This window comes from Janthinobacterium sp. FW305-128 (assembly GCF_020858135.1).
Classification (GTDB): domain Bacteria; phylum Pseudomonadota; class Gammaproteobacteria; order Burkholderiales; family Burkholderiaceae_D; genus Janthinobacterium.
Window position 1 is genome coordinate 268,261 of sequence record NZ_JACYMK010000006.1, and the last position, 11,563, is coordinate 279,823.

At 63.1% G+C, this 11,563-nt stretch carries 12 protein-coding genes; 8 read left to right on the forward strand and 4 right to left on the reverse strand.

Features of this window, described 5'->3' with window-relative positions; all coding sequences use genetic code 11:
• Window positions 1-49 precede the first annotated feature (49 nt).
• From IGS60_RS14920 to IGS60_RS14935, 4 genes are all read left to right on the forward strand, one after another.
• The gene (locus IGS60_RS14920) at window positions 50-1,228 is read left to right on the forward strand and encodes a hypothetical protein (RefSeq protein ID WP_070288691.1); all 1,179 of its coding nucleotides are present in this window, start codon (window positions 50-52) and stop codon (window positions 1,226-1,228) included.
• A gap of 127 nt (window positions 1,229-1,355) precedes the next feature.
• Window positions 1,356-1,940 (forward strand): LysE family translocator, encoded by a 585-nt coding sequence (locus IGS60_RS14925; protein ID WP_230505243.1) that lies wholly within the window; start codon window positions 1,356-1,358, stop codon window positions 1,938-1,940.
• Between the two features lie 9 nt (window positions 1,941-1,949).
• Entirely contained in the window at window positions 1,950-3,416 is a 1,467-nt protein-coding gene (locus IGS60_RS14930) for a PLP-dependent aminotransferase family protein (RefSeq protein WP_230505246.1), read from the forward strand.
• 147 nt (window positions 3,417-3,563) lie between these two features.
• The gene (locus IGS60_RS14935; protein ID WP_230505248.1) at window positions 3,564-3,962 is read left to right on the forward strand and encodes a VOC family protein; all 399 of its coding nucleotides are present in this window, start codon (window positions 3,564-3,566) and stop codon (window positions 3,960-3,962) included.
• A gap of 26 nt (window positions 3,963-3,988) precedes the next feature.
• On the opposite strand, the gene motA is transcribed toward IGS60_RS14935, so the two are convergent.
• Window positions 3,989-4,852 carry a flagellar motor stator protein MotA gene (gene motA / locus IGS60_RS14940; RefSeq protein WP_035820336.1) on the reverse strand — a complete coding sequence of 288 codons (864 nt, stop codon included), beginning with the start codon at window positions 4,850-4,852 and terminating at the stop codon, window positions 3,989-3,991.
• Window positions 4,853-4,894: 42 nt separating this feature from the next.
• Complete coding sequence (locus tag IGS60_RS14945; RefSeq protein ID WP_230505249.1) at window positions 4,895-5,815, reverse strand: LysR family transcriptional regulator; 921 nt, start codon at window positions 5,813-5,815, stop codon at window positions 4,895-4,897.
• Window positions 5,816-5,920: 105 nt separating this feature from the next.
• Between IGS60_RS14945 and IGS60_RS14950 the strand changes: the two genes are divergently transcribed.
• Window positions 5,921-7,090 (forward strand): mandelate racemase/muconate lactonizing enzyme family protein, encoded by a 1,170-nt coding sequence (locus tag IGS60_RS14950; RefSeq protein WP_230505251.1) that lies wholly within the window; start codon window positions 5,921-5,923, stop codon window positions 7,088-7,090.
• A gap of 2 nt (window positions 7,091-7,092) precedes the next feature.
• Here IGS60_RS14950 and IGS60_RS14955 read toward each other — a convergent pair whose 3' ends face one another.
• Both IGS60_RS14955 and IGS60_RS14960 read right to left on the reverse strand, forming a co-directional pair.
• Window positions 7,093-7,455, reverse strand: a complete 363-nt coding sequence (locus tag IGS60_RS14955) for a glyoxalase superfamily protein (RefSeq protein WP_230505253.1) — start codon at window positions 7,453-7,455, stop codon at window positions 7,093-7,095.
• A gap of 40 nt (window positions 7,456-7,495) precedes the next feature.
• The gene (locus IGS60_RS14960) at window positions 7,496-8,200 is read right to left on the reverse strand and encodes a hypothetical protein (RefSeq protein ID WP_230505256.1); all 705 of its coding nucleotides are present in this window, start codon (window positions 8,198-8,200) and stop codon (window positions 7,496-7,498) included.
• Between the two features lie 185 nt (window positions 8,201-8,385).
• Here IGS60_RS14960 and IGS60_RS14965 point away from each other — a divergent pair, with 185 nt between their 5' ends.
• The 3 genes from IGS60_RS14965 (at window position 8,386) to IGS60_RS14975 (ending at window position 11,471) form a co-directional block, all read left to right on the forward strand.
• Window positions 8,386-9,444 carry a DUF4105 domain-containing protein gene (locus IGS60_RS14965; protein ID WP_230505258.1) on the forward strand — a complete coding sequence of 353 codons (1,059 nt, stop codon included), beginning with the start codon at window positions 8,386-8,388 and terminating at the stop codon, window positions 9,442-9,444.
• Window positions 9,445-9,662: 218 nt separating this feature from the next.
• Window positions 9,663-10,925, forward strand: a complete 1,263-nt coding sequence (locus tag IGS60_RS14970; RefSeq protein ID WP_070288684.1) for a DEAD/DEAH box helicase — start codon at window positions 9,663-9,665, stop codon at window positions 10,923-10,925.
• A gap of 87 nt (window positions 10,926-11,012) precedes the next feature.
• Window positions 11,013-11,471: a hypothetical protein gene (locus tag IGS60_RS14975; protein ID WP_070223944.1), complete on the forward strand. Its 459-nt coding sequence runs from the start codon at window positions 11,013-11,015 to the stop codon at window positions 11,469-11,471.
• The last annotated feature ends 92 nt before the right edge of the window (window positions 11,472-11,563 follow it).

An 11,563-nucleotide genomic window follows, 5' to 3' on the forward strand; every position in this document is an offset into this window, starting at 1 on the left:
GCTGGAGTCGCTCAAGGTGATTATTTCGATATTCTTATAGGTTTGCACAATGGCATATGACAGGATTGATTGGCATTCTGGTGGAAAATATCCCGATGATTTGCCGGAAGAGCATGGCGGCATCCATATCGGCATGTTCCTGGCCTGGCTGGTTCACCAGGACATGGCGAGCAATTTCCACCGCACGGATTCCGCCGGGGAGTTAAGGCGCCTGCTCAGTCGGGAAATTACCGGACTACAATTTCTGATTGATGCTTGCGATGGCAAACTATGGGAAGAAGATCTCAACGATCAGGGCAATGCTTTCGCCGTTGACTATTACGACGCAAAGTCGGCATTTGCCCGACAGCATGGCAGTTTTCTGCAAGACTATTGCGACGTGTTCAACCGTCACGCCGCCGCGCACGGCTTTGAGTATCCGAGCGTCTATCACGTCGAGAATACCTGGGAGAAATTCGATCAACTGAAACCCATCCTCGACCAGCGCTACAGCCAATGGCAAGCGTGGTCGGCCGATCCCGTCAACCGTCATGGCGATCCAAAAGCCCAGTTTCTTCACGCTTGCCAGGAAGTCGGGAAATTTCTCGCGCCCCATGGCTTTAAGCCCAACAAGGCAGGAACCGTTTGGAAGAAGGTGGCTGCCGATAAGGACACCGTTTTCGAGGTGTCGTTCGAGCCCGAGCGCTATAATTCCCGCAGCGATGTCCGCATGAAGGTCGACCTTTCCATCGCCAGCAAGGCCCTCAAGAAGTGGCTTGCGGAGAAGGGCGGCGGAGCTGGTTACGATGGCGCCGTTCTGTTCGGCGGCCTGCTTCGATCCGAAAAAGATGCCAGCGCCATGATCTGGCAGGTGGCGGGTTCGACGGCGCGTTCCTCGATTGAGCAGATGTGCCACTTGCTTGCCGAACGCGCGCTGCCGCTGTTCTCCTTGTTCGCCGATCGTCCGCGGGCGCTTGAACATCTTGCGTCGCATGGGGGCGGTTTTCCCGCCATTTGCGATCCATCGTCTACCCCTTTGTCATTCCTGTTGTGCTTCGGGACGCAGGAACAGGCGCAGCGTTTTTTCACTGGATACTTTTCTTCCAGGCCATCCCCATGGCGGCGCAATATCATCCAGACATTCACCAGGCTTCAAGCAGGCGAGGTGTGGGCATCTTCTGCCTACTCGAACGAAAGCGACATCAAGCTGGCGTTTCAAAGCGGCCTGATGTTGCCGCAAAAATCCTGACTTTCGTATCGCCGCTGTAGCAGTCGTCCGGCTGATACAGCATGTGCCTGTACACGCCGCCTTGTGCCTTGTCGCCGCCGTACCGCGCTTCTAGACTGGGGCCTTCTCCACGCTGCGACTGCCTGCCATGACCGAACTCCTGCCCCTGATGAGCTATTGCTTTGTGATGTCCGCCACCCCCGGGCCGAATAACGTCATGCTGGCCACCACGGGAGCCAATTTCGGCTATCGGGGGGCGCTGCCGGTGATCCTCGGCATCCAGGCCGGCATCTTTGTGCAGACCATGCTCATGTGCGTGGGGCTGGGCAGCGTGTTCGTTGCGTATCCGATGGCGCAGCAGCTGCTGCGCATCGCGGGCGCGCTGTATCTGGTGTTTTTGGCGTGGAAGCTGGCCGGCGCCTCGGTGGCGGGAAGCAGCGCACCGAAGGCCGTGTCGTTTGCGCAGGCGGCGCTGTTTCAGGCGCTGAACCCCAAGAGCTGGCTCAAGGCGATCACCATGGCGTCGGTCTTCATGCCGGCGCACGGCAACATGCTCGCCAGCGCGCTGCTGGTGTCCGTGACCGGCACCGTGGTGGGCATGCCGTGCAACGCCATGTGGGCGCTGTTCGGCGTGTCGATCCGCAGCGTGCTGAAAGCACCGCGCAACCAGCGCATCTTCAATCTGGCGATGGGCGCCATCCTGCTGGTCCTCGCCCTGACGTTTTTACGCTAGACTTGCGCCATGTTCGCCATCGACCGCTCCTCACCCATTCCCCTGTTCAAGCAGATCGAGGCCGCACTGCGCCAGCAGATCGCGCAGCGCGTGCTGCCTGGCGGGACCAGGCTGCCGTCGATCCGCCAGCTCGCCACGCAGCTTGCGGTGAGCACCAACACCGTGGTGGTCGCGTATGACCGGCTGGTGGCTGCAGGCGTCATCGATACGCAAGGTACGACAGGCTTCTTCGTCTGCGCACCGGCCGACGCCGGCCGCGCCATTCCCGACGAGGTGGCGCTGGAAGCGGGACAGGAGCAGGAGCCGGTCTGGCTGAGCCAGCAAGTGAACGACCAGCGGCCGGGCGTGCTGCTGGCCAGCAGCGGCGCCTTGCCGCCCACCTGGCTGCAGGACGCGCTGCCGGCGGCCGCCGTGCAACGCGGTCTGGCGCGCAGCGCGGCCGGCATGGCCTCGCGCTGCCCGCCGCAAGGGCTGGCCGAACTGCGCGAGCAGATCGCGCTGCTGTTGCGCGGCATCGGCATCGCGGCGGACGCCAGCCACATCCTCACCACGTTCGGCGGCACCCATGCCATCGATCTGATCTGCCGCACGTTCCTGCAGCCCGGCGATACGGTGCTGGTGGAAGACCCCGGATACTTCCTGATGTTCGGCAGGCTGCGCCAGGACGGCGTGCGCCTGGTGCCCATCCGGCGCCGCCCCGATGGCCTCGACCTGGACGAGCTGGAGGCGGCCTGCCGCACGCACCGTCCGCGCCTGCTGTTCATGCAGACGGCGCTGCACAATCCCACCGGGTGGAGCAGCAGCGCCGCCAACCTGCACAAGGTGCTGATCATGGCGCAGCAGTACGGCTTCCTGATCGCCGAAGACGACGTGCACGGCCATTTCCAGCCGGGCCACAGCACGCGGCTGGCTTCGCTGTCCGGACTGGATGGCGTGATCTACTATTCCAGCCTGTGCAAGGCGCTGAGCCCGGCCCTGCGCATGGGCTACCTGGCCGCGGCGCCTTCCCTGCTCAAGCCCTTGATGCGCACCAAGATCCATTCCATCATGACCTTGCCTGCGCTGAACGAATACGTGCTGCTGGAAGTGCTCAAGGCCGGCAATCTGCGCAAGCACCTGGAGCGGCTGCAACGCAAGATCATGGTGGCGCGCAACGCCAGCGCGCGTCAGCTGAGCGCGGCCGGCGTGCTGTTCGAGCAGCCCGGCGACGCAGGCATTTTCCTGTGGGGCTCCATGCCCGAAGGGCTGGACGTGGACTTGCTGGTGCAGGACGCCTACCGCAACAAGATCCTGCTGATGCGCGGCGCCGCGTTCTCGGCCAACGACACGCCAGACCAGCACATCCGCTTCAACGTCGCCTTCAGCCAGCATCCGCGCGTGAGCGCCTACCTGGAAGAACGCCTGCGCGCGGTGGCTGGCGCGTGCTCAAGCCTGGCCCGCGCCCGCGCCGCCGCCAGCATCGAGGGCAAGTCCTGAGCATAGTCCGCGCCTTTCTTCAGTATTTATTGATATTCTGGAGGAACGCTTTTTTCGTAAGCGTGTCAATTTGGTATGCCGTCCCCCGTCGCAGGGAAGGCGCACCGCTTGCCCATCCCACCTTCACCAAGGAAGCAAGGAACCGCCATGAACAAACAGATCATCCTCAACCTGCCCGTAAAAGACCTGGATAAATCCAGGGCCTTCTTTTCCGCGCTCGGCTTCACCTTCAATTCCCGCTTCAGCGGCGAGAACGCGGCGTTCATGAACATCGTCGAAGGCAGCATCGAGGCCATGCTGACGACCGAACCGTTCTTCCAGTCCCTGATCGACAAGCCGCTCGCGGATGCCCGGCAAGCCAATGAAGTCGTCATTTGCCTCAGTTGCGAAAGCCGGGAAGAGGTGGACAGCCTGATCGCCAAGGCCGCCGCCGCGGGCGGCCGCATACCGCATCCGCCCGAAGACCATGGCTTCATGTATGACCAGGGCTTCGAGGATATCGACGGCCACCTGTGGAACCTGGTCTGGACGGCGCCGCAAGCCTGACGCGCCGGGTAAGCAGACAGGCGGGATCAGTTCTTCGTGCGCACCTGGCGCACGTGGTTTTCCAGTTCGCTGAACGAGGGGCGTTCCGTGGCGGAAATGACCTTGCGGCCGAATTCCACGGCCAGCGCCGGCGCGTAGCCATTCAGGCTGGCCAATAACGTCACTTTCACGCACTGGTACATCTTCGCCGTTTCATGGTGCTTGCGGCGCAGCAAGCTGGCCAGCGGCGCGATGAAGCCGTAGGCCAGCAAAATGCCGATGAAGGTGCCCACCAGCGCCTGTGCGATCAGCACGCCCAGCTCGGCCGGCGGCAAGCCGACGGAGGCCATCGTGTGCACCACGCCCATCACGGCGGCCACGATGCCGAAGGCCGGCATGGCGTCGGCCAGCTGCGAAATTGTCTGGATCGGCATTTCCGCGTCTTCATGGTGCGTCTCGATCTCGTTATCCATCAGATTTTCGATCTGGTAGGCGTCCATATTGCCCGACACCATCAGGCGCAGATAATCGGTGATGAATTCCAGGATGTGCTCGTCACCGAGCGTGTACGGGTACTTCACGAAGATGGCGCTGCGGTAGGGGTCGTCGATATCGTCCTCGACCGACATCAAGCCTTCCTTGCGGATCTTGCTGAGGATTTCATACATCAGCCCCATCAGCTCCATGTAGCGCGCCTTCGTGTATTGCGAGCCGTGGAACAGGGTGGGCAGGGCGGCGAACGTGGCGCGGATGGCCTTGGCGTCATTGCCGACAAAGAAGGTGCCCAGCGCGGCGCCGCCGATCATCAGCAGTTCCAGCGGCTGGAACAGGGCGCCCAAGTGTCCCCCCTGCATGGCGAAGCCGCCGAAGACGGAAAACAGCACGACGAGAAATCCGAGTATGACTAGCAAAACCTACTCCTTCATAATATTGCCATATCGCAATATTATAGTTTAACCTGATTCTGCCGCTGTGGCCGCTTCCGGCTGCAATTGCTGGATGAGAAAATTGATAAAAGCGCGCACTTTGGCGGGCAATTGATGGCGGCTCGGGTAGTAGGCGTACAGGTCGGCCGGCGCCAGCGTATAGTCGGCCAGCACCACGCGCAGGCGGCCGCTGTCGAGGTAGCGCGCCAGGTCCCATTCCGAACGCAGCAGGATGCCGTGCCCGTCCAGCGCCCAGCCCAGCACCACGTCGCCATCGTTGCTGGCCACCGTGCCGCGCACCTTCACCGTGTGGCTGGCGCGGCCACGGCTCAAACGCCAGATGCCGTAGGCGTCGTCGTTCTGCCGGTGCACGATGCAGCGGTGCTGCGCCAGGTCGTCCGGTGTCCGCGGCGTGCCGTGCGCCTGCAGGTAGGCGGGTGAGGCGCACAGGAAGCGCCGGTTCGACATGATCTTGCGCGCCGACAAACGCGTGTCGGGCAGCTCGCCGAAACGGATGCCCAGGTCGTACGCCTGCTCGACGAGATTGATGGGGCTGTCCGTCAGCTGCAGCTGCACTTCCAGCTGCGGGTGGCGCAGCGCGAATTGCGACAGCAGGGGCGCGATCACCGTGCGCCCGAAGCCCAGGGTGGCATTCACGCGCAGCAGTCCGCGCGGCTCCGCGCCGCCGCTGGCCAGCGACTCCTCCATGGCGCGGATATCGTCGAGGATCTGCCGCGCCTGCCGCAGATAGCTTTCGCCGTCGCCCGTCAGGCTGATGCGCCGCGTGCTGCGGTTGAGCAAACGCACGCCCAGGCGCTGCTCCATCAGTACCAATCGCTTGCTGACGGCGGGCGGCGTGATGCCCAGCTCGCGCGCCGTGGCCGACAGGCTGCCCAGCTTGGCCAGCAGCACAAAGAAGGCCATTTCCGTGGTGGCATCCGTTTTCATGGTTCATCTTTCACTTCAAGTGAATAATGCTTTAAATTGAGATCGATTATATGGCTTTGTATCGCGGTAAGCTGGCGTCATTGTTTTCATCCATAGGAGAGCCGCATGAAAATCGTCGAGATCCGCGAAAAGACCATCCCCATCTCTTCCCCCATCCGCAACGCCTACATCGATTTCACGAAGATGACCTTGAGCCTGGTGGCCGTCGTCACCGACGTGATGCGCGACGGCAAGCCCGTCGTCGGCTACGGCTTCAATTCGAACGGCCGCTACGGCCAGGGCATGCTGATGCGCGAGCGTTTCATTCCCCGCATCCTCGACGCAGATCCCGCCTCGCTCGTCACGGACGACGGCGCCAACCTCGATCCGCACAAGGTGTGGGATTGCATGTACACCAATGAAAAGCCGGGCGGCCACGGCGAACGCTCGGTGGCCATCGGCACCATCGACATGGCCATCTGGGATGCCGTGGCGAAGATCGAGAACAAACCGCTGTTCCAGCTGCTGGCCGAGCGCCACGGCACGGGCGTGCCCGACAAACAGGTGTTCGTGTACGCGGCGGGCGGCTATTACTACCCGGGCCAGAGCCTGTCCGCCCTGCAGGACGAGATGCGCAGCTATGTCGACCGCGGCTACACGGTGGTCAAGAAAAAGATCGGCGGCGCTTCGCTGGACGAGGACTTGCGCCGCATCGACGCCATCATGGAGGTGCTGCAGGATGGGCAGAAGCTGTGCGTGGATGCGAACGGGCGCTTCAACCTCGACACGTCGATCGCCTACGCCAAGGCGCTGCGCCAGTACGATCTGTTCTGGTATGAAGAGGCGGGCGATCCGCTCGACTTCGAGCTGCAAGCGACCTTGCGCAGCTATTACGACAAGCCCATGGCGACGGGCGAAAACCTGTTTTCCATGCAGGATGCGCGCAACCTGATCCGCTACGGCGGCATGCGCGCCGACCGCGACTGGCTGCAGTTCGACTGCGCCCTCAGCTACGGCCTGGTGGAATATTTGCGCACCCTGGACATGCTGCACCAGCACGGCTGGTCGCGCAGCCGCTGCATCCCGCACGGCGGCCACCAGATGTCCTTGAATATCGCGGCGGGCCTGGGCCTGGGCGGCAATGAATCGTACCCGGATTTATTCCAGCCGTTCGGCGGCTTTCCCGACGGCGTGCGCGTCGAAAATGGCCACATCACCATGCCGGATCTGGTCGGCATCGGCTTCGAGGGCAAGGCGAACCTGTATGCGGAAATGCGTGCGCTGAGTGGCCAATAGGGTTACTCGCTACGCTGCCAGAAGCGCAGCCGGTTGCCGAACGGGTCCGCCACTTCCAGGATGCGGCCCCAGTCCTCGTCACGGATGCCGGGCCGCGCATACGGATAATCCCTGGCCTGCAGTTCCGCTTGCAGGGCGGCGACGTCGTCGACGGGAATCAACAGCGCCGACCCCGGCGTGGCGTCGCCGTAGTGCTCGCTCAGGTGCAGCACCAGGTCGCCCCGCGTCACTTGCAGGTACAGCGGCGCCGTGGGCTCGAAGCGATGCTCCCAGTCCAGGGTAAAGCCGAGGAAGCCGAGGTAGAACTCGCGCGCCTTTTTTTCCGAGAAGATGCGCAGGATGGGGATGGCAGGGGATAGGTGCATGGCGGCGCTTTCAATCGGTGGCGATGCCGCCATTCTAGCGTCAGGCTGGCGCCTGCCGTTTGACCTGCGCGGCGCGGCTGCTCTTCTCCCAGCGGAACAGCCACATGATGATCAGCTTGGTCGTGGCGCTGACGCTGGCGAGCAGCAGCAATGGCCAGCCCGTCGACAGGCCCATGACGCAGGCAAAGAAGATGGTGCTGACATCCATCGCCAGGATGAACTGGCTCATTTTCAGGGATACGGCGCCCGTCCTGCCAGAGCGCCAGATCAGGCGGATCTGGTGCGCATAGCCCTGCGCCAGCATCACGGTGACGGCGACGATCAGGCTTTGCGAGATCACGCGCTTTTCATCGCTGAACGTGGGGCCGAAGGCCAGCCCCGCCACGCCCGCGCACAGCAGCAGCGCGCAGGCCAGCAGCGCATGGCGCGATGCCCGGCTGCGGCGGTCGCGGTCGATTTCATACAGGATGGCCAGCGCGATCAGGGAAGCGAGCAAACGGGGCCAGACGATGTAGTGGTTGAACGGCGTGATCGAATAACCGTAGACGAAGAAGGCGCAGTAGGCGAGGAAGCTGACGGTGAACTGGTTGATCGACAGGATGTCCGTCGTCTTGCCGGCGCCGATGCCCGCATCGCGCTTGCGCCGCCAGATTTTTTGCAGCTGCGACCACAGGCCGAACAGGCTGACGATGATGAACAGGGAATTGAGGCTGCCGGCGAGGGCGTAGAGGGAAGGGGCTTGCAAAGGTGTCTCCGGAAATCGGCAAGGCCGCACTGTGGTGACAGGATGCCTTGTCTATACATTTTATTTTTGCAATATGCTCTCATGAAATAAATTAGCAGGCAAGCAATGATGTGCGGCCAGTGCCTGTTGTTCGGCTGTACTTGCTCGGACGCACCTCTTCCTGCGCTTGCCCTTATAATCAGGGCATGACTTTCTTATCACACCATGCCCGCTCCGTGCTGGCCAGCATTGGCAAAATGGCCGTTTCCCTGATTATCCTGTTGACCGCACTGTGGGGTGCGCTGGCGCTGTGGTACCAGCTGTCCGGCGGCACGGCGGCGCAAGCCATCGGCGCCTTGCTGTGGGCCGCGCTGGGCGTGGCCAGCATCGCGCTGTGGTGGACGCGCGGCGACGCGCGCGTGCTGTTGCCGTATGCGGCCGGTTTCATCCTGCTGCTTGTGTGGTGGAGCCTGATCGCGCCGAAACAGCAGCGCGTGTGGGCCGACGACGTGGCGCGCAATGTCACGGGCACGCTCAAGGGCAATCTCGTCACGCTGGACAATGTGCGCAATTTCGACTGGCGCAGCGACGACGATTACACGGTCAAGTGGGAGCAGCGCAGCTACGACCTCGACGAGCTGCGCACGGTGGATACGGCGCTGTCGTACTGGACGGGGCCGTACATCGCGCACACCCTCATTTCCTTCGGCTTCGCCGACGGCCGCTTTCTGACGTTTTCCATCGAGATCCGCAAGGAGAAGGGCGAGAGCTTTTCCGCCATCGGCGGCTTTTTCAAGCATTTTGAAATGAGCCTGATCGCCGCCGACGAGCGCGACATCCTGCGCGTGCGCACGAATGCGCGCGGCGAGGACATGCATCTGTACCGCGTGATGATGCCAAAAGCGGCCATGCGCTCGCTGTTCCTCGCCTACCTGGACGAGGCGCAGGCGCTGAAGGCCCAGCCGCAGTTCTACAACACCCTGACGGCCAACTGCACCACCATCGTCTTCGAGATGGTGCGCCGCATCGTGCCGGGCCTGCCGCTCGATTACCGGCTGATGGCCTCGGGCTACCTCGACCGCTATCTGTTCGACGTCAAGGGCCTGGTACCTGGCCAGACCTTCCAGCAGTTGCGCGATGGCGGTCACATCACGGCGCGCGCGCGGGCCGCCAACGACGATGCGGACTTTTCGCATACGATCCGGCGCGGCATGCCGGGCTACGATGACGCGGGTCATCCGACGCTGCAAATGCCCAAGCAATGATCTACTGTCGCAACGACGCTCAATCAAACCGTAGCGAGCGGAAGGAAGAGGTGGCCGAGAAGCGGAACTGTACGAATAGTACAGTGAGCATCGCAGGCCGCCTATGCCGACGCGCAGTAGGTTTGGTTGGGCGTTAACGGTCATTGCCTTATACTGTCGCTATTCCGACCGGCCGCACATTGCGGCCGGTCTCACTTTACGAATAAAGAAGGCCCGCTATGCCATTTTCCTCCCTGGGTCTGATTCCCGCCCTGGTCCGTGCCGTCGACAAGGCCGGCTATGCCGCGCCGACGGCCATCCAGGCGGCCGCCATTCCCGCCATCCTGCGCGGCAGCGACGTGCTGGGCGCGGCCCAGACGGGTTCCGGCAAGACGGCCGCCTACGCGCTGCCGCTGCTGCAGGCGCTGATGGCGCCCGCTTCCGGCCCGCGCCAGGTGCGCGCGCTGATCCTCGTGCCCACGCGCGAGCTGGCCGCGCAAGTGGGGCAGACGGTGCACGCGCTGGCCAAGCCGCTGCCCGTGAAACTGAAGATTTCCGTGCTGTTCGGCGGCGTGTCGATCAATCCGCAGATGATGGACTTGCGCGGCGGCGCCGATATCGTCGTCGCCACGCCGGGCCGCTTGCTGGACCTGGTGCGCCAGAACGCCGTGAAGCTGGGCGGCGTGTCGCTGTGCGTGCTCGATGAAGCCGACCGCCTGCTGGACATGGGTTTCAGCGACGAGATCAACGCCATCCTGGCGCTGCTGCCCAAACAGCGGCAAAACCTGTTCTTTTCCGCCACCTTCCCCGACAGCGTGCAGGCGCTGGCCGACAGCCTGCTCCGGGACCCCGTGCGCATTGAGGTGGCGTCCGAAGCGCAGGACAAGCCCGATATCGTGCAGCGCGCCATCACGGTCGACGTGCCGCGTCGCACGCAGCTGCTGCGCTACCTGATCCTGCAGCAGCAGTGGGAGCGCGTGCTGGTGTTCGTCGCCACCAAGTACGCGGCCGAACATGTGGCCGACAAGCTGCAGCGCGCGGGACTGCACGTGGGCGCCTTCCACGGCGAATTCAGCCAGGGCACGCGCAGCCAGTTGCTGGCCGACTTCAAGGCCTGCCGGCTGCAGGTGCTGGTGGCCACCGACGTGGCCGCGCGCGGCATCGACATCGCAGGCCTGCCCGCCGTCGTCAACTACGACTTGCCCCGTTCGGCCGTCGACTACACGCACCGCATCGGCCGCACGGGCCGCGCCGGCGAAAGCGGCACGGCCATCAGTTTCGTCACGGCCGACACGGAAGCGCATTTCCGCCTGATCGAAAACCGCAATGACTTGCGCATCGTGCGCGAAGTGGTGGCCGGTTTCGAGCCGACGGAACTGCCTGCGCCCGTGCATCCCGTCACGGACACGGTGAACGGCGGCGTGAAGGGCGCGCGCAAGAGCAAGAAGGACAAATTGCGCGAAGCGGCTGCCATGGCGGCGAAGGCGGCCGGGGACAATTAAATTGGCCTTATGTGCGCTGGCCGCTTGAACGGCCAGCCATCCCGCTTTAAGATTGTGTTTCTATAAAGCAAGGGGACGGCAATGCACATGATATACACCATACGCGCGGGCGTGCTGGCGGGCGCGCTGGCGCTGGCCGGTTGCGCCGGCCTGGGCGGCAAAACTGACAGCACCGGCATGCAGATGCCGGGCAAGACGCCGGCCGATGCCGCCGTGGCCGCCACCTGGTACAACCCGCCCAGCGAATTTCCCGGCATTTGCCTGACCCAGTTCAAGGATGGCAGCCTGCGTTTCGACGGCGGCTTCGCCTTTTTCAACCCGGGCCGCTGGACGTATGACGCAGCCACGTCCGAACTAAGTCTGGCATTGGCGCCGACCCCATCATTGGAACTGTCGCACGCGCAAACGGTGCTGCACAAGAATCTGCTGAGGGTCGATGCGGCCAGGAACACGCTGGTGTACGCCGTGAAAGCCGACACGCAGGCCATCGGCCTGGGCGGCTTTGTGTTCTACCGCAACACGCCTTGTCCGGCGCGGCGCGGATAAGTGCAGGATAAGTGCAATGAAGGAATATTTAGTCGTATAATTTCAACGCAAGCTGGCTGCCGCGCAAGACTCGCAAGACTGTCTCGCGCGGC